The following is a 17,495-nucleotide window of genomic DNA, read 5'->3' as shown; positions in this document are numbered from 1 at the left end:
GCATGCTGGTCCGCATGAGTGCCCTCGTTCCGCGGTATGTCGATCTTCTCTGGCCCGCGTTGCAGGCGGCAATCGCCCTCGGCGGTTCGGCCTCGAACGACGAGCTCGACAGCGCGGTCATCGCACGCGAGGAGCTGTCCTCGCAGGCACAGGCGGTGTTGCACGGTGACGGCCCGACCACCGAGATCGAGTATCGGCTGGCCTGGGCGCGGACCTATCTCAAGGGAATGGGCCTGCTCACCAACAGTCGCCGCGGGGTGTGGAGCGTGACGGCGAAGGGCCGTGAGGTCACCGAGGAACAGATCCGGCCACTGCACGCCGAGTTCTCGGCCGAGACCCGCAAGCGCAATGCCGCCAGGAAGAACGCGGAAGCGGCCGCCCGGCCCGAGTCCGCCGGGGACTCCTCCCACGACGAGCCCGACGCGACCCTGGCCGACAACGACAACTGGAAGGACCAGCTTCTCGAGACCGTGCTCGCGATGTCCCCCGACGCGTTCGAGCGGCTGACTCAGCGGCTGTTGCGGGAGGCCGGATTCTCGAGTGCCTCGGTGACGGCCCGGACGGGGTCCGGGGACGTGGAGGGGCTCGGTCTCTATCAACTGGCTCTGCTGAGCTTCCCGGTGTATTTCCAGTGCCGCCGGAACAGTGGCAGCGTGGAGGCCCGTACCGTGCGCGATTTCCGTGGCGCGATGTCGGGTCGGGGCGAGAAGGGCCTGCTCATCACCACCGGGACGTTCACCGGCGACGCCCGGGCCGAGTCGCGGCGCGACGGGGCCCCGCCGATCGACCTCATCGACGGTGACCGGCTGTGTGAACTGCTCAAGGAGCACGCTCTCGGGGTCCGCACCACGACCAGGGTCGTCGAGGACGTGGAGGTCCGGCCCGACTACTTCCGGTCGCTCGAGCCGCGCTGACGGTCGCCGGGGCGACCGGGGAGTTGCCGGAGTCGGACCCGGACCGCTCGCGTCTGTGGTGCAATCGGTGTGCGAAGCGACCGGTGTGGTTGCAGTGACACGGGTGCCGTGGACGGCACGGGTGGAGCGCACAGACGCGAAGAAGAAGTGGAACGGGGAGGTTCGGTGCAGATCTCACGGCGAGAGTTGTTCAAGTACGCCGCGGCGGGGTCGGCAGTGGCCGGTGTCGCGGCCTTCACCACCGGTACGGGGGTCGCGCCCGCGCAGAGCCTCGGAACCCTCATCGACTACTCGGCCGACGTCCCGAGTGCCTCGGCGATCAAGGACGCCGGATACGCGGGCGTGATCCGCTACGTCTCCGATCGTCGGCCGGGAGCCGAATGGATGCTGGGCAAGCCGTTCCGGGCGAGCGAGGCCGAGGCCCTGCTCGCGGCCGGGCTGGCGGTGGTGTCCTGCTACCAGTACGGCAAGGGCCCGACCGCGGACTGGCGCGGCGGGTACGACGCGGGAGTGAAGCATGCGCGTCGTGGTCTGGAACTGCATCGCGCCGCGGGTGGACCGGAGGGTCGACCGATCTATGCCTCCATCGACGACAATCCGACCGAGATCGAATTCGCCACGATGATCGCGCCGTTCCTCCTCGGGTGGCACTCGGTGCTCGGCCGCGAGAACGTCGGTGTCTACGCGAACTCCAAGACGATCGATCTGGCACTCGTCGCCGGCCTCGGATCCTGGTACTGGCAGCACAACTGGGGTACGCCGCAGGGCTACGTGCACCCCGCGGCGCACCTGCACCAGTTCGAGATCGACAAACGCACCGTCGACGGCGTCGGTATCGACCGGAACTCGATCCTGAAGGCCGACTACGGCAGGTGGTGACCGCAGGCAGAGGCCGGCCCGGGATCTCTCAGCGCCGCACCTTCTCCAGCCAGGCCCGGGCGTCGTCGGGCAGTGTTCCCGCCGCTTCCGCGGCCCTGCACCATCCGCTCGCCATGCGCAGGAACTCGAGCGGGTTGTAGACGTCCTCCTCGCGTGACCACAGGCCGTCGCCCGCGTACTCCAGGATCGTCACGTTCGCGGCCGCGTGCGAGGACCCGTCGCCCGGATCGGCCATCGGATTGTCGATCTCGCAGATCGCCCATCCCCGTTCGGTGTCGAACACCGACCAGTTGGCCGGGAACGAGGTCATGACGCGGCCGGGGAACGAGGACATGGTGCGCGTGACCCAGGCGCGGATCTCGTCACGCCCGGTGAAGGTGCCGTAGGCATGCTCGACGTACCGCGCGTCCTCGGTGAACATGTCCGCGTAGGTGCTCCAGTCCCCGGCCTCGACGCACTTCTCCACGGTGCGCTGGTATCCGGCGAACGCCTCGGCCAACTCTTCTCGACTCCAGGTCATACGTCTCTCCCACTCGTCGGTTCGTACTCGTTCCGACGAGAGTAGAACACGTTTCAATTCGAGGGGAAGGGAATGCCGGTCAGCACTGGCAATGGGCCGCCAGATGATCCTCGGTGTCGTGTTCGTCCGCGATCACCACCAGCGGGGGACGCTGATCGGCGGGCGAGGAATGGTTGCCGCGCCAGGACAGCAGCGACCACCGGGACACGGCCGAGAACGCGGAGCCGAGACTGCCGAAGGAGAAGCTGCTGAGGACCGAGCCGAACGAACCCATCGACCCCACGGACAGAATCGATCCGACACTGCCGATCGACAGGATCGAGTACGCGGAACCTATCGAGAGAATCGATCCTTCCGAGCGGATCGACAGGATCGAGCGCTGCGGCCCCGCTGCATCGGAGACGTGACGGGTGGGGGTGGCGCGGTCGGGAGCGTGGAGGTGCGGCATGCAGGTGGGCTACCACGGCCCGGGGGAGGGTAAACCGGGCGGACGAACAGGGGAAGCACGAAGTGGGGGCCGCCGGTGACACCGGCGGCCCCCACTTCGTGCGGTCGGGTCAGGCGACGTGGAACATGCCCACGGTCGGCAGGATCATGCAGGAGATCGGCGCTTCACCCTCGGGGACGGTGGTGATCCCGCCCGAGATGACGGCGAGAACGCGTCCCGATCCGGTGTCGGCGATCCCGGACAGGGTGGCCGGGCCGTCGGGGTTGATCCGGGCCTGGTTGGTCAGGTCCACATCCCCGCGCCAGCCGTTGTCGATGTTGATCCAGGTCGCGGTGAGCGGCTGGGCCGGGTGATCGGCGGCGGGAGCGGTGCCGAGAGCGGTGAAGACGAAACCGGCCTGGCCGACGCCCGGTCCGGGCGGAGGCAGGTGAGCGGGGCCGGGAACCGCGAGGGCGGTGGCCACGGCATCCGACTCGGGGCCGATGCATCCCTGACCGATGGTCGGGTAGAGGAACTGGGCGATGACCGGGCCGTCCTCCGGGATGTCGGGGCCGCCGCCGCCGCTGCCGTCGAGGAAGGTGATCACGCGCTCGAGCGTCGACTTGAGCTCGTCGGACAGGGGCGCGGTCTCGAGCAGGATCCGGGCCTGTGCCAGCAGGTCGGCCTGTGGGTTGTCGGCGATGTCCGCGGGACCGGCGGCCGCGCCGATGATGGCGGGCACGAGGGACGCGAGCGCCTCCACGGGCACGCCCTCCGGAACGGGCGGCGGGATCGGCTGGGCACCAGCCTGAGACGGCACCACCAACGCGGCGGCCGCGGCGATCGCGAGAGCGGTGAAGCCTCTCCGCAAACCTCGGGTTCGAAGCACGGTTTCCCCATCCTTGTCATTCTGCGCGGGCCGACAGTGGGCCGCGTTCGACGGTTCCGGGAGTCACTTCGGTGCAGCACCCCCGGGGTGCGAAGCCGCCGGACCGTGACCCGTCGGCTACATCACTCGGTGGAGTGTATGGCATAGGGGCGCCGATAGTGACCTCCCGGTGACCATAACCTGTGACAGGTGGGGTGCAAGAGGGTGGTGATTCAACTGTTACGGGGTCGAGACGGGGCGGACGCACTGCCGGTCGCGATCGGGACCACGCCCGGCGTCTAGGCTGTCCCGGTCCCGAAGGCCACCCGACGAGGGAGCGTCACCCGTGCCCGACCGCAACACCGTCGCTCCTCGCAGGGCGGACGCCGCTCGCGTGACCAGGGCGTTCGGCAGTCTCTTGCGATGGGCGTTGCGTCGGGCGCCGATTCTGCTCGCGGTGTCGGTCGTCCTCCGGCTGGCGTGGACACTGTTGAGCCCGAACGGCATGAACTTCGTCGATCTGCACGTGTACGTCGACGGCTCGGCCTCCCTGCTCGACAGCGACCTGTACTCGTACACCTACGCCGAGGTGACCCCGGACTTTCCACTTCCGTTCACCTACCCGCCCTTCGCGGCGCTGGTCTTCCTGCCCCTGCACTTCCTGCCGTTCGCGGTGGTGGCGGTCGCCTGGCAACTGGCCACGATCGCGGCGCTGTACGCCGTGGTGCGGATGACCTTCACCCTGCTCACCGGCTCTGCAGTCCTGACGCCGCGACGGCACGGGTTCGTCCTGCTGTGGACGACGGTCGGGGTGTGGTCCGAACCGGTACGCACGACTCTCGACTACGGCCAGGTGAACGTCTTCCTCGTCGCGCTGGTGATGGCAGCGGTCTCGAGCCCCCGGTGGTGGGTGGCCGGCGGGCTCGTCGGTCTGGCCGCGGGCGTGAAACTGACTCCCGCCGTCACCGGGCTCTACTTCCTCGCGCGGCGACAGTGGAAGGCCGCGGCCTTCTCCGCTCTCACCTTCGCGGGAACCGTCGCGGTGAGCTTCCTGCTGATCGGTTCCGAGGCCCGGCAGTACTTCACGACCCTGTTCGGGGACGCGGACCGGATCGGCCCGGTCGGCTCCGTGTGGAACCAGTCGCTGCGCGGCACGATCAGCCGGATCCTCGGATACGACGTGGAGACGGGGCCGATCTGGATCGCCTCGGTACTGGTCGCCGCGGCCCTGGCCTTTGCGGCGTGGCGGGCGATCGGCCGAGACGACGCCCTGGGCACGCTGGTCATCGTGCAGTTGTTCGGACTGCTCGTCTCGCCGATCTCCTGGTCGCACCACTGGGTGTGGCTCGTTCCGATGGCGATCTGGCTGCTGCACGGACCGTACGGGCGGATGCTCGGCACCCGGGTGGTGGCGGGATTCTGGCTGGTCTCGATGCTGGTCGGGGTCCCCTGGGTGCTCAGCGCATTCCAGGAGTCGATCTGGGTGATCCCGCGGCCGGCGATCCTCGCGTGGCTCGGTGCGGTCGACGTGATCGGGGTCGTCGCCGTGTTGCTCTGGGTGATCTACGCGGCCCGGGTCACTCGCGGGTCAGCGAGTCGATCTCCGCGGCCAGATCCAGGTCCAGTGCGGTGATGCCGCCCGCCGAATGGGTCGTGAGGGTGTAGGTCACCTTCCGCCATCGGATGTCGATGTCCGGATGGTGGTTCTTCGACTCGGCGATCTCGGCGACCTTGCCGACGAGTGCGATCGCTTCCGGGAACGTCTCCGACGTGATCGTGCGGACCAGGGTCTCGCCGGTGAGCTGCCAGCCCGGCAGTTCGGCGAGTGCGGACACGATCTGTCCGTCGGACAGCAATTCGGCCATACCCCATGATGGTGCAGTGTCCGGTGAACCTGCAATGCGTGACGGAATGACGGCGCGTGACGAGGCGGAGGCGCGTGACGAGGCGAAGGCCGAGCGGGAGGTTGTCGCCGCCGCGTTGATCGTCGACGGCAGGCTGCTGCTCGCCCGTCGCGGACATCCGCCCGAACTCGCCGGGCAATGGGAGTTGCCGGGCGGAAAGGTCGAGCCCGGGGAGCAGCCGCGCGCGGCACTGCGCCGCGAACTGCGGGAGGAACTCGGAGTCGAGGCCGATGCGGGGGAGCGGATCGGTGTCGATGTGGAGCTCCCGTCGGGACTGGTGCTGCGTGCGTACCGGGCCACGCTCGTGTCCGGCACACCGGAGCCGCTCGAACACACCGGCCTGTGCTGGGTGGACGCGGCGGGGCTACGGCGGATGCAACTGGTGGCCGCGGACCGGGTCTGGGTGCCGGCTCTGTGCGACGCGCTGACCGCCGGGTGAGCACTCTCGCAGCGCGCGCGTGAGAGGTGGGCGGGGGATCCGGGTAGTATCTGTATGGCCGCGGCACCTGTGCCGGCGATTCACGCCCCCTCGCACGAGGGGTCGAAGTCAGTGGATCACAGCCAGTGGAGATCACAGCGGCCACCAATGCGCCGTGCGATGCACCCTTCGTGTGGCCGAATCAACTCAGCCAGGAGAGCCATCGCGTGTCCACCACCAGCTTCCGTAACGTCGCCATCGTCGCGCACGTCGACCACGGAAAGACCACCCTCGTCGACGCCATGCTGCGCCAATCGGGGGCCTTCGCGGAGCGCGCCGAGCTGGTCGACCGGGTGATGGACTCCGGCGATCTCGAACGCGAGAAGGGCATCACCATTCTCGCCAAGAACACCGCCGTGCACCGGCACAACGCCGACGGCACGGTCACCGTCATCAACGTCATCGACACACCGGGTCACGCCGACTTCGGCGGCGAGGTCGAGCGCGGCCTGTCCATGGTCGACGGCGTCGTGCTGCTCGTCGACGCGTCGGAGGGACCGCTCCCGCAGACCCGCTTCGTGCTGCGCAAGGCCCTCGCCGCGTCGCTGCCGGTCATCATCGTCGTGAACAAGACGGACCGGCCCGACGCCCGGATCGAGGAGGTTGTCACCGAGTCGCAGGACCTGCTTCTCGACCTCGCCTCGGATCTGGACGACGCGGCCGCGGAGGCCGCCGAGGCGCTGCTCGACCTCCCCGTGCTGTACGCCTCGGGCCGTGAGGGCAAGGCATCCGTCGAGCAGCCCGAGAACGGCCAGGCTCCCGCCGCCGAGAACCTCGACGCGCTGTTCGACGTCCTGATGAACAACGTCCCCGCGCCCAAGGGCTCCGTGGACGCGCCGCTCCAGGCGCACGTCACCAACCTCGACGCCTCCGACTTCCTCGGCCGCCTCGCGCTGGTGCGCATCCACAACGGTGAGCTGCGCAAGGGTCAGACCGTGGCGTGGATGCACGGCGAGGGCGTCAAGACCGTGAAGATCACCGAACTGCTCGCCACCGAGGGCGTCACCCGTAAGCCTGCCGAGTCCGCCGTGGCCGGCGACATCGTCGCCGTCGCCGGTTTCCCGGAAATCATGATCGGCGACACGCTCGCGGACGTGGAGAACCCGGTGGCTCTGCCGCGGATCAGTGTCGACGAGCCGGCCATCTCCATCACGATCGGTACCAACAGCTCGCCGCTGGCCGGGCGCGTGAAGGGACACAAGCTCACCGCGCGCATGGTCAAGAACCGGCTGGATTCCGAGCTGATCGGCAACGTGTCGCTGCGCGTGGTCGACATCGGCCGCCCGGACGCGTGGGAGGTGCAGGGCCGTGGCGAGCTGGCGCTGGCCATCCTCGTCGAGCAGATGCGTCGCGAGGGATTCGAACTCACCGTCGGCAAGCCGCAGGTGGTCACCCGTCAGGTCGACGGCAAGGTGCACGAACCGTACGAGGAGCTGACGATCGACAGCCCCGAGGAGCACCTCGGCGCGATCACCCAGCTGCTCGCCGCCCGCAAGGGCAAGATGGTGCAGATGAACAACCATGCCGCCGGTTGGGTGCGCATCGAGTTCATCGTCCCGTCGCGTGGCCTGATCGGCTTCCGCACCGACTTCCTCACCGAGACGCGCGGCACCGGCATCGCCAACGCCGTCTTCCACGGCTACGCCCCTTGGGCGGGCGAGATCCGTGCCCGCCACACCGGATCGCTCGTGTCGGACCGTCAGGGCACGGTCACGCCGTTCGCGATGATCCAGCTCTCCGACCGCGGCACGTTCTTCGTCGAGCCGGGTTCGGAGACCTACGAGGGTCATGTCGTCGGGATCAACCCGCGTGCGGAGGATCTCGACATCAACGTCACTCGCGAGAAGAAGCTCACCAACATGCGGTCCGCGACGGCCGACGTGATGGAGACCTTGGCGCGCCCGATGGTGCTCGGCCTCGAAGCGGCCATGGAGTTCTGCGCCGGTGACGAGTGTGTCGAGGTGACGCCCGAGATCACTCGGGTGCGCAAGGTGCACCTCAACGGCACCGAGCGGGCTCGGGAGCGTTCGCGCGCCAAGCAGCGCGACAAGGCCGCTCTCTGAGGGTCCCGCCCACCGCTCCGCTCCGAAACCGGATGAATGTGCCGTTCATCGCTGTAGTGGCGATGAACGGCACATTCATTGCCGCGGCGACCGGTACATTCGCGTGGGCGGTCCGAGGGCTGTGACGGGTGTGCGGCAGGGATGCAGGCCCAGCGGCGGTAGGAGTGCAGTGACAGGGAAGGACGGTGCCGTGGGGGCCGATCGACGGCAGGTGACCCGGGAACGCGGAGCCGGGACGCGGGGCGAGTACGGGGCCCGGCTGGCCGGCGGAATCGCGATCATGGTCACCGCGGTGTCCCTCGCGGCGTGCACGGCGAATCCGCCGCCGCCGGTGGAGAGCACCGACACTCCGCGCACCACGTCCGCCCCGTCGACTCGTCTTCCGGTGGTCGTCGCGATCGACGACATCGGTACCGGGTTCAATCCCCACCTGCTGGCGGACCAGTCACCGGCGAATGCGGCCGTGAGCTCGCTGGTGTTCCCCAGCCCGTTCCGTACGGTCCCCTCGCCGGACCGGCCCGGCTTCGCCGACCACGTGCTCGACCCGTCGCTGCTGGTCACGGCCGAGGTCAGCTCCCAGGAGCCGTTCACCGTCACCTACCGGCTGCGCACCGACGCCCAGTGGTCGGACGGGGCGCCCATCGCCGCCGAGGACTTCCGGTACCTGTGGCAACAGATGATCACGGTCCCGGGTGTGGTCGATCCCGCCGGATACCGCCTGATCCGGGACGTCAACTCCTCCGGCGGGGGCAAGACGGTGAATGTCGTCTTCGACGCCCCCTACCCGGCGTGGCGTGAGCTGTTCACGGACCTCCTCCCGGCGCACCTGGTGAAGGACTCGCCGGGAGGATTCGCCGGCGCCCTCGCCGAGAACATCCCCGTGTCGGGGTCCCGATTCCACATCAAGTCGATCGACCGCGGCCGCGACGAGATCCTGCTCGAGCGCAACGACAGGTTCTGGGACACCCCGGCCGCGCCCGATCAGATCCTGCTGCGTCGCGCGGGCTCGTCGGCACAACTGGCGGACTCGATCCGTACGGGCGACGCGCAGCTCGCGCAGACGCACGGCGGCACTTCGACGGCCGCTCAGCTCGCGGCGATTCCCGCCGTCCGCACCGGCTCGGTGTTCCAGCCGCGCACTCTCGAAGTCACCCTCAACGGCCGCGTGCCGGAGCTGGACGACATCCGGGTCCGCCGCGCGGTGCTCGGGGTGCTCGACGTCGAGTTGCTGGCCACCGTGGGCTCGGGGAGCGAGTCGACGGCGGTTCCCGCCCGGTCGCTGGTGTTCTCCCCGTCGGATCCGGGATACGCGCCGAGCGCGCCGGACCCGATCGGTCCCGAACAGGTGCAGGCGTTGCTCGCCGAGGCCGGATACGAGCGGCAGCCCGAGGCTGCGGTGCCCCCGGGAGAGGTGCCCGAAGGTGGCCTCCTCGAGCGCAACGGATTGCCGTTGACCCTGGTGATCGGTGTTCCGTCCGGAGACGCGACCGCCGCCGCGGTGGCGGCGACGGCTGCGGACCAGCTTCGCGGGGCGGGCGTGGACGCGAGCGTCGAATCGATCGAGGCGGAGGAGCTGTTCGGCGAGGCGATCACGTCCGGCCGGGTCGGTGCGGTCGTCGCCTGGGCGAGAGCGGGCGGCGACGCCGCCACCGTCGCGGCCTCCCGTTTCGGCTGTCTGCCCGCGCCGCAGGAGTCGGACGACGAGGATGCTGCCGACACGACCCGCGCGCCCGAGCCCACGGAGGACGGCGACGGCTCCGACCCGGAGACGGACACCGAGACGGATGCGGAGAAGATCGACGCCGAACTCGCCTCCCCGTCGAACCTCTCCGGGCTGTGCGATCCGGCGCTCCAGCCCGCGATCGACTCCTCCCTCCGCGGAGTGGGAGACGTTCCGACGATCCTGTCCGACGTGGATCGTCGACTGTGGGACCTCGAGGTCGTCCTCCCGGTGGTGCAGGATTCCACGCTGGTCGCCGCAGGGCCCGGCGTGCAGGGTGCCTCGCTCGGCGGTGTACTCCCCGCCGGCATCTTCGACGACGCCGCGCAGTGGACGAGAGCCGTCCAGTGACGGCAGGTCAGGCAGCCCCGTCCGTCCCGCGTCTGCTGTTCGTCCACGCCCATCCCGACGACGAGTCGATCACGACGGGCGGGACCATCGCGCGGTACGCCGCGTCCGGTGCCGATGTCACCGTGCTGACCTGCACTCTGGGCGAGGAAGGCGAGGTGATCGGCGATCGCTGGGCGCGGCTGGTCGCCGACGAGGCCGATCAGCTCGGCGGATACCGGATCGGTGAACTGGCGGCTGCCCTCGTCGCACTGGGCGTCCCGACCGGTCCCCGCTTCCTCGGGGGCGGCGGACGCTACCGGGATTCCGGGATGGCGGGGACCGCTTCCGCCGCACACCCCCGGGCCTTCGTCAACGCGGACCCGGACGCGGCGGTCGGGGAACTGGTCGCCGTGATCAGGCAGCTGCGTCCGCACGTGGTGGTCACCTACGACGCCGACGGCGGCTACGGGCACCCGGACCACATTCAGGCGCATCGGCTCACGCGGGAAGCGGTCTCCGCGTCGGCGAGCGCGCGGTTTCCCGAGGCCGGCATGCCGTGGCGGGTGCCGAAACTGTATTGGACCGTCGCCGCCGCGAGCGCGGTCGAGGACGGTGTGTGCCGGATCGGGGAGATCCCGGGCGGCTGGCGCCTGCCGGAACCCGGGGAACTGCCGGCGGTGGACGACTCCGTGGTGACCACGGCCGTCGACGTCTCCGCCGTCCTCGACGCGAAGCGCGCGGCCCTCGCCGCGCACGCCACCCAGGTCTCGGTGTCCCCCGGTGGGGGCGAATTCGCGCTGTCGAACAACATCGCCCAGCCGATCCTGGCGGCCGAGCACTTCGTGCTCGCCGACGCGCCGTCGACGACACGAGAGACCGATCTGCTCGCCGGGATCGATCCCACGGCGCTCGCCTGACCCCTCGGTGTCGGAGTCCCTCTCCGAGAGGCGCAGACGCATACCCGAGGGTGGGTGTGGCGCGCGACACGTTCAGCGTTAGACTATGGCGCACATCACTGGCGCCGAGGTCGGCCTGAATTGTCGGGGGACGAGGAGGGGACATGTACAACTGGGACCTGCAGAACGCGATCGCGGCGTTCGTGGATTCGCAGAAGCCGTTTTTCGGAGAGCAGCGCGAGCTCTACTACAGCGTGCTGTACGACTTCGTGGGCGCGTCGAGCCACCTGTTCACCCTGCTGGGTTTCCCCCCGGTCCCGTGACTCGGCGTTCGGTGAGTCACCATTGACGGATGACGAACACAGCCGCACCGAGCCCGGGCCGGCCGCCGTCGGAGCAGGGCCCGCGCCCGGATGATCCGCCGGCGGGCGCGACGATGGCGCTGCTCGTCTTCGACGGGTTCCTGTGCGCCGTCCTGTCCGTTCTCTTCCTGCCTCTGTGGCTCGGTGCGACACCCTTTCCGATCAGCATCCTGTTCGCCGCCGTCGTCAACGTGCTCCTGGTGATCGCGGCCCGATCGGTGACGGGAAGGGTGTCGTCCGGCCTGTTGCCGCTCGGCGGCTGGTTGGTCGGGTTCGTGCTGTGCATGTTCGGTGGGCCGGGTGGCGACATCCTCCTGTTGCCGTCGGTGTGGACCGTTCTGCTGCTGGTGGGCGGCCTGGTTCCCGCGGCCGTCTACCTGTGGACGGTGGGTCTGAGGACCGCGCTCGGGTCAGTTTCGGCGGGGACGGCCGGGGGTATGCGGTAGGGGACCAGTTGTCTGCTGAAGGAGCCCCGACATGGCAGATCAGACAGGGACCGATCACCCCTTCACCACCGACGACGCCGGAATCCCGGTAGTCAGCGACGAACACTCGCTCACCGTCGGCCCGGACGGGCCGATCCTCCTGCACGATCACTACCTGATCGAACAGATGGCCCAGTTCAACCGCGAACGGATCGCGGAACGCCAGCCGCACGCGAAGGGCGGCGGCGCGTTCGGGCATTTCGAGGTGACCGAGGACGTCAGCAAGTACACGAAGGCGGACCTGTTCCAGCCCGGCAAGAAGACGGATCTGGTGATCCGGTTCTCCACCGTTGCGGGAGAACGAGGGAGTCCGGACACGTGGCGGGATCCTCGCGGATTCGCGATCAAGTTCTACACCGAGCAGGGCAACTACGACATGGTCGGGAACAACACGCCGGTCTTCTTTCTGCGTGACCCGTTGAAGTTCCAGCACTTCATCCGTTCGCAGAAGCGCCGGGCGGACAACAACATGCGGGACCACGACATGCAGTGGGACTTCTGGACACTCTCGCCCGAATCGGCGCACCAGGTGGCCTGGCTGATGGGTGATCGCGGTATCCCCAAGGACTGGCGTCACATGAACGGCTACTCCAGCCATACGTACATGTGGGTGAACGCGTCGGGCGAACGGTTCTGGGTGAAGTACCACTTCAAGACCGACCAGGGCGTGGACTATCTGCCCCAGGACGAGGCGGACCGGCTGGCCGGCACGGACGGCGACTACCACGTGCGGGACCTGTGGCAGGCGATCGAGGGCGGCAACTACCCCACCTGGACGCTGAAGATGCAGATCATGCCGTTCGAGGATGCCAAGACGTACCGGATCAATCCGTTCGATCTCACCAAGGTGTGGCCGCACGCGGACTACCCGCTGATCACCGTCGGGAAGATGACCCTGGACCGTAACCCCACCGACTACTGGTGTGAGATCGAGGAAGCCGCGTTCGAACCGAACAACTTCGTTCCCGGAATCGGCCCGAGCCCGGACAAGATGCTCCTCGGCCGGGTGTTCTCCTACGCCGACGCGCACCGCGCCCGGATCGGGGCGAACTACAAGGAGATTCCGGTCAACGCGGCCAAGGTTCCGGTGCACTCGTACTCCAAGGACGGCGCCCTGCGCCACCACAACCCCGGCGACCCCGTGTACGCGCCCAACTCGAAGGGCGGTCCGGCCGCCGATCCGGCGCAGACCGGCGCCATGGCGGTGTGGGCCTCGGACGGCGACATGGTCCGTTCGGCCTACACCCTCCGCCCGGACGACGACGACTGGTCGCAGCCGGGCACGCTCGTGCGGGAGGTGTTCGACGACGCGGCACGAGACCGGTTGGTGAGCAACGTCGTCGGGCATCTGCTCGACGGGGTCACCGAGCCCGTGCTGGGGCGTGCCTTCGAGTACTGGACCAATATCGACAAGGAGATCGGCGGCAGGATCGAGCAGGGAGTGCGCTCCGGCAAGAGCGACTGACGCCGGTACGTCACACTTGCGGGTATGGGAAACGACGAACTCGCCGGGGTCACCGTGGCAGTGACCGCGGAGCGGCGGGCCGCCGACTTCATCACCGTGCTCGAAAGGCACGGAGCGACGGTGATCCACACGCCTGCGATCCACGTGTTGCCGCTGTCGGCGGACGACGATCTGCGCGGTGCGACCGAGGCGATCGTGGCGCAGCCGCCGGAGTTGTTCGTGGTGAGTACGGCCATGGGTTTTCGCGGCTGGCTCGAGGCGGCGGACGAGTGGGGACTGCGCGACGAGTTGGTGCGCACCCTCGACGGATCCCGGGTGATCACCCGCGGGCCGAAAGCGAAGGGCGCGGTGCGCGGTGTCGGGCTGCGCGAGGAATGGTCACCGGAGACGGAGTCGTTCGAGGAGGTCCTCGCTCATCTGACGTCGGAGGGGGTCGCGGGCACCCGGATCGCGGTGCAGCATCACGGCACGATCACCGAGTGGGAGCCGCTCACCGACCTCGCCGCGGGCCTGGCCGACCTCGGCGCGCAGGTCCGGGAGTTCTCCGTGTACCGGTGGACCCGGCCGGCCGATCAGGCTCCGATGCGCGAGCTGGTCGACGCGATCGTGCACCGACGGGTCGACGCGGTGACGTTCACCAGTGCGCCGGCGGTCGCCTCGCTGCTCAGCACGGCGAAGGACGTCGGGCGGATTCCCCAACTACTCGAGGCACTGTCCGGGCCGGTCGCGGCGTTCTGCGTCGGGTCGGTGACCGCCTCGCCGCTCGAAGCGCTCGGTGTCCCGACTCTCCAGCCCGCGCGAGCACGCCTCGGCAGCCTGGCGAAGTACGTCATCGAGGTGCTGCCAGTCCGGCGGGTCTCGTAGTCGAGGCCCCGTCCCGACAGCGCCCGTCCCGCTCCTTGCACCCCGTCCCGCCCCCGGCACCCCGTCCGGTCAGCACGTGGAGGTGCCCGGAACTGGACGGGGTGCACACGCATGGCGCGGGGTCGGTGCGGGATCTACGAGGGCCTCCGGGCCGGGTGACCGTCCGGAAGGATTCCGGCGGTACGCCCGGCGGTGCGCAGCAGGTCCTCGAGCATGGCCGGGGTCAGGCGGCCGGTGAAGGTGTTCTGCTGGCTCACGTGGTAGCAGCCGTACAGGTGGAGCGGCGTAGGGCCTTCCAGGACGACGTGTGTGCCGTGTCCGAACTTCGGTCGTGGTGTCGGGATCGTCCAGCCCGCACCGGCGAGAACCGGGAGCAGGGCCTGCCAGCCGAAGCCGCCGAGTACGACGATGGTGCGGAGCGTCGGCAGGAGCAGGTCGAGTTCGGACACCAGCCAGTGGCGGCAGGTGTCCCGCTCGGCGGGGGTGGGTTTGTTGGCGGGCGGGGCGCAGTGCACCGGTGAGGTGATCCGGGTGCCGAACAATTCGAGGCCGTCGCCGAGCCGGGCGGCAGTGGGCTGGTTCGCGAGTCCCACCTCGTACAGGGCGGCATACAGGAAGTCGCCGCTGCGGTCGCCGGTGAACATGCGACCGGTGCGGTTGGCGCCGTGTGCGGCCGGCGCGAGCCCGACGATCACCAGCGACGCATCGGTCGGGCCGAAACCGGGTACCGGCCGGCCCCAGTACGTCCAGTCCCGGAACGCGGCGCGCTTCTCGGCCGCGACCTGCTCCCGCCACCGCACGAGACGAGGACATGCGCGGCACTCGATCAGGTCGGCATCGAGCGCGGCGATGTCCGGGTACCCGGTCACGCCGGTCCTCGGTCGGCCCATCTGTCTCCCGCGCCGGGAGTGACGGCCTCGACCAGCGTCCAGGCCAGGTCGGCAGGCATGTCCACCACCTCGTATCCTCCGGTTCCGGCCGGGGTGGCGGCGACCACGGTCGCCACCCCCGCCCGGCGCTGGAAGTACGTCTGCCGCACGGTCCACCCGATGATGCCGTCGGCCGCGAGCGTGTGCCGTGCCCGGTCGAGGGATCCGCCGCGGGTGATCAGCCAGCCGGGTGGTGCGGCGTGCCCGAGCCCCCGGTAGCGGTCGTACGCCAGCCCGACCGCGGCGACGACGAGGAGTATCGCGCCCGCCCAGGCGATCACCGGCAACGGGCGGATCGCCACGCCTACCACGGCGACGGCGACCAGAATCAGCACCGGCAGCAGCAGGGCCCTGGTGTATCGGCGGCGGCGGGCCGCCGGGCCGTGCGCGAGCAACGGTATCTGCGACAGCCGGGGGTCGCCGACGACCGTCGACATGACACGTTCGGCCTCGGCGCGGGGACTCTGCGGGAGCAGCAGCGAGGATTCGCCCTTCTCGGCACTCACCCCGGTCATGATCGCGTCGAGCCTGGCTCCGCCCGCCATCCGCAGCAGCAACGGTTCCTTCAGCGTGGCGCCGCGCAGCCGGGCGCGGTCGAGGGTGGTCTGCCGCGTCTTCGACAGTCCGTGGCTCACGTGCAGGGTGCGGCCGTTGTCGGTGACCCGGAGATTGCCGAACGTGACGAGATAGCGCACGCAGGCGACGAGGCTGGCGACGACGAGCAGGGCCACGACCGCGCCGGCCAGGAGCAGGGCGATTCCGGCCCGCTCGGCCGATTCGACGCTGCCGCGCACCCGTTCGGAATCGACGAGCTGCTCACCGAGCCCGTATTGGAACAGCACGCCCACCAGCGCGGCGATCGCGAGGACCCCGGTCGCGGAGAAGGGCGCGTAGCGCACCCATGACGGTCGCCAGTGCGCGATCTCGATCTCGGGTGCGGGCTGCGTCGGCACGGTGCCCGCGGCGGCGGCGGGCGCCGCGCCGAGCGCGTCGGCCAGCAGCGCGGAGCGCAGTGCCGGTACGACCGAACTGGACAGGGCATCGAGTTCGAACCGATTGGAGTCCGTGCTGCCCGCGGCCTGCTGGCCGGTACCGATGCGAACGATCGACAGGCCGAGTACCCGGTGCAGAATCCCGGACTCCACGTCGACGGAACGGATCCTGCTCCGCGGGATCGACAACAGGCGGCGCTGGAGGAGGCCCCGTCGCAATTGCACGTGGACGGGACCGATCCGGTAGCTCGTGGTGTACCAGCGGGCCGCGCCGATCGCCACCAGCCCCACGACGGCGGCCAGAGCCCAGAGCGGGTTGCCACTGCGGGTGCCGACGATCAGCGACACCGCCAGAACCGGGAGCAATTTGACCGCCGTGTCCACCGGATGGACCAGGAGCATTCGTGGGTCCAGCCGCAGCCACGGCTGTTCCTCCTCGGCGGCGACGGCCGCGGCGGAATCCTCCGCCCGGGGCGGCACCGGCGGTGGCACCGTGCTCACGTGGCGTCTCCGGCGTTGTGCCCGGCGATCTCGGTGAGCCGGGCCACCGTGAGGTCGGCGACTTGCTGGTCGAGCGCGGTGATCTGCACGGCCCCCGCGGACGACGCCGTCGTCACGGTCACGGTGGCGAGGGAGAGCATCCGGTCGATCGGGCCGCGTTCGGTGTCCACCGTCTGTACCCGCGAGATCGGGGCGATGCGCCGTTCCTGGGTGAGCCAGCCGCTGCGTGTGTACACGGCGGTGTCGCTGATCTCCCAGCGGTGTACCCGGTAGCGCCAGAAGGGCACCACCGCGACGTGCACCGTGCCGGCCACCACGGCGACGGCGAACGCCGTGAAGTAGACCCAGGCGGGCCACCAGCCGATCGCGGTGAGCACGACGATCACGATCACCACCGGGAGCCAGAACAGGGCGGCGTTGATCGCCCAGAGCGCCTTCGCGCGCGGGCTCGGCCGCCAGGCCGGGTCGGCCATCGTCACCGCTGCCGGTGTACTCATTCGCGTCACCTTCGTCCGAGCGATTCGCCCCGGTCTTCCGTCGGGACTGCGCTGCTTCCTGGCCCTGCTCGTCTTCCCGCAGTCGCCACCTCTACCGGAACGCTATCGTGGAGGCACACCGGCAACGGAAGGAGCACGCGATGACTCGCCCGGAAGTTCCCGAGAACGACGAGATCGAGCAGGAAGTCACGATCGATCCCCAGGACGACGGCGCCCCGAGCGCCGACGAACTCGCCGACCTGACCACCCTGGAAGCTGCCGAGGCCGACGCACTGGAACAGCGTCTCGCCGTGCCCCTGGACGAGGACTACCCCCGAGAGTGAGCCGCCCGGCCGTCCGCGGACCGGGTGCACCGGGTGGCGGCACGGTCCACGCATGGCGCATGATCGCTGAGTGAGCCA

The 17,495-nt window shown here is 69.5% G+C and carries 19 protein-coding genes; 12 read left to right on the top strand and 7 right to left on the bottom strand.

What is annotated here, in order from left to right; genetic code table 11:
- Positions 1-2 precede the first annotated feature (2 nt).
- Together G4H71_RS03915 and G4H71_RS03910 are read left to right on the top strand one after the other, a co-directional pair.
- Entirely contained in the window at positions 3-914 is a 912-nt protein-coding gene (locus G4H71_RS03915; RefSeq protein WP_072736715.1) for a restriction endonuclease, read from the top strand.
- Positions 915-1,079: 165 nt separating this feature from the next.
- Positions 1,080-1,793 carry a DUF1906 domain-containing protein gene (locus tag G4H71_RS03910; protein WP_072736945.1) on the top strand — a complete coding sequence of 238 codons (714 nt, stop codon included), beginning with the start codon at positions 1,080-1,082 and terminating at the stop codon, positions 1,791-1,793.
- A gap of 28 nt (positions 1,794-1,821) precedes the next feature.
- On the opposite strand, the gene G4H71_RS03905 is transcribed toward G4H71_RS03910, so the two are convergent.
- The 3 genes from G4H71_RS03905 to G4H71_RS03895 all read right to left on the bottom strand — a co-directional run bounded on the left by G4H71_RS03905 (position 1,822) and on the right by G4H71_RS03895 (position 3,629).
- Positions 1,822-2,313, bottom strand: coding sequence for a nuclear transport factor 2 family protein (locus tag G4H71_RS03905; protein ID WP_072736716.1), 492 nt, complete (start codon positions 2,311-2,313; stop codon positions 1,822-1,824).
- Between the two features lie 79 nt (positions 2,314-2,392).
- Positions 2,393-2,761 (bottom strand): hypothetical protein, encoded by a 369-nt coding sequence (locus G4H71_RS03900; RefSeq protein WP_072736717.1) that lies wholly within the window; start codon positions 2,759-2,761, stop codon positions 2,393-2,395.
- Positions 2,762-2,870: 109 nt separating this feature from the next.
- Positions 2,871-3,629: an Rv1157c family protein gene (locus tag G4H71_RS03895; protein ID WP_072736718.1), complete on the bottom strand. Its 759-nt coding sequence runs from the start codon at positions 3,627-3,629 to the stop codon at positions 2,871-2,873.
- Positions 3,630-3,912: 283 nt separating this feature from the next.
- On the opposite strand from G4H71_RS03895, the gene G4H71_RS03890 reads away from it, so the two are divergent.
- A complete protein-coding gene (locus G4H71_RS03890) occupies positions 3,913-5,241 on the top strand; it encodes a mannosyltransferase (RefSeq protein ID WP_371842143.1) in 1,329 nt (442 codons plus the stop codon).
- Here G4H71_RS03890 and G4H71_RS03885 read toward each other — a convergent pair.
- Positions 5,186-5,473 (bottom strand): 4a-hydroxytetrahydrobiopterin dehydratase, encoded by a 288-nt coding sequence (locus tag G4H71_RS03885; protein WP_072736719.1) that lies wholly within the window; start codon positions 5,471-5,473, stop codon positions 5,186-5,188. The genes G4H71_RS03890 and G4H71_RS03885 overlap by 56 nt on opposite strands.
- Positions 5,474-5,519: 46 nt before the next feature.
- Between G4H71_RS03885 and G4H71_RS03880 the strand changes: the two genes are divergently transcribed.
- The 8 genes from G4H71_RS03880 to G4H71_RS03845 all read left to right on the top strand — a co-directional run bounded on the left by G4H71_RS03880 (position 5,520) and on the right by G4H71_RS03845 (position 14,175).
- On the top strand, positions 5,520-5,951 hold the full coding sequence (locus tag G4H71_RS03880) for a (deoxy)nucleoside triphosphate pyrophosphohydrolase (RefSeq protein WP_072736947.1): 432 nt from the start codon (positions 5,520-5,522) through the stop codon (positions 5,949-5,951).
- 206 nt (positions 5,952-6,157) lie between these two features.
- Positions 6,158-8,053, top strand: coding sequence for a translational GTPase TypA (gene typA / locus G4H71_RS03875; protein WP_072736948.1), 1,896 nt, complete (start codon positions 6,158-6,160; stop codon positions 8,051-8,053).
- A gap of 280 nt (positions 8,054-8,333) precedes the next feature.
- Positions 8,334-10,124, top strand: a complete 1,791-nt coding sequence (locus tag G4H71_RS03870) for an ABC transporter family substrate-binding protein (protein WP_072736949.1) — start codon at positions 8,334-8,336, stop codon at positions 10,122-10,124.
- Positions 10,121-11,020 (top strand): N-acetyl-1-D-myo-inositol-2-amino-2-deoxy-alpha-D-glucopyranoside deacetylase, encoded by a 900-nt coding sequence (gene mshB, locus G4H71_RS03865; RefSeq protein ID WP_072736720.1) that lies wholly within the window; start codon positions 10,121-10,123, stop codon positions 11,018-11,020. The genes G4H71_RS03870 and mshB overlap by 4 nt, the downstream gene beginning before the upstream one ends.
- A gap of 143 nt (positions 11,021-11,163) precedes the next feature.
- Positions 11,164-11,322, top strand: coding sequence for a hypothetical protein (locus tag G4H71_RS03860; RefSeq protein ID WP_169847116.1), 159 nt, complete (start codon positions 11,164-11,166; stop codon positions 11,320-11,322).
- A gap of 113 nt (positions 11,323-11,435) precedes the next feature.
- Positions 11,436-11,807 carry a hypothetical protein gene (locus tag G4H71_RS03855; RefSeq protein ID WP_083342834.1) on the top strand — a complete coding sequence of 124 codons (372 nt, stop codon included), beginning with the start codon at positions 11,436-11,438 and terminating at the stop codon, positions 11,805-11,807.
- A gap of 31 nt (positions 11,808-11,838) precedes the next feature.
- Positions 11,839-13,311 carry a catalase gene (locus G4H71_RS03850; RefSeq protein WP_072736722.1) on the top strand — a complete coding sequence of 491 codons (1,473 nt, stop codon included), beginning with the start codon at positions 11,839-11,841 and terminating at the stop codon, positions 13,309-13,311.
- A 24-nt stretch (positions 13,312-13,335) separates the two neighbouring features.
- Entirely contained in the window at positions 13,336-14,175 is an 840-nt protein-coding gene (locus G4H71_RS03845; RefSeq protein ID WP_072736723.1) for a uroporphyrinogen-III synthase, read from the top strand.
- 134 nt (positions 14,176-14,309) lie between these two features.
- On the opposite strand, the gene G4H71_RS03840 is transcribed toward G4H71_RS03845, so the two are convergent.
- The 3 genes from G4H71_RS03840 to G4H71_RS03830 are packed head-to-tail and all read right to left on the bottom strand — an operon-like array spanning position 14,310 to position 17,094.
- Positions 14,310-15,065, bottom strand: coding sequence for a uracil-DNA glycosylase (locus tag G4H71_RS03840; protein ID WP_072736724.1), 756 nt, complete (start codon positions 15,063-15,065; stop codon positions 14,310-14,312).
- A complete protein-coding gene (locus G4H71_RS03835; RefSeq protein WP_072736725.1) occupies positions 15,041-16,597 on the bottom strand; it encodes a PH domain-containing protein in 1,557 nt (518 codons plus the stop codon). Before G4H71_RS03835 ends, G4H71_RS03840 begins: the two co-directional genes overlap by 25 nt.
- Positions 16,594-17,094 (bottom strand): PH domain-containing protein, encoded by a 501-nt coding sequence (locus G4H71_RS03830; protein ID WP_072736726.1) that lies wholly within the window; start codon positions 17,092-17,094, stop codon positions 16,594-16,596. The genes G4H71_RS03835 and G4H71_RS03830 overlap by 4 nt, the downstream gene beginning before the upstream one ends.
- A 140-nt stretch (positions 17,095-17,234) precedes the next feature.
- Between G4H71_RS03830 and G4H71_RS03825 the strand changes: the two genes are divergently transcribed.
- Positions 17,235-17,417: an Rv3202a family protein gene (locus G4H71_RS03825; protein WP_072736950.1), complete on the top strand. Its 183-nt coding sequence runs from the start codon at positions 17,235-17,237 to the stop codon at positions 17,415-17,417.
- Positions 17,418-17,495 lie beyond the last annotated feature (78 nt).

The sequence above is a fragment of the Rhodococcus triatomae genome, from assembly GCF_014217785.1.
GTDB classification, from domain to species: Bacteria; Actinomycetota; Actinomycetes; order Mycobacteriales; family Mycobacteriaceae; genus Rhodococcus_F; species Rhodococcus_F triatomae.
The sequence above is the reverse complement of the archived record's forward strand: the minus strand, read 5'-3'. Positions and strand labels throughout refer to the sequence as shown.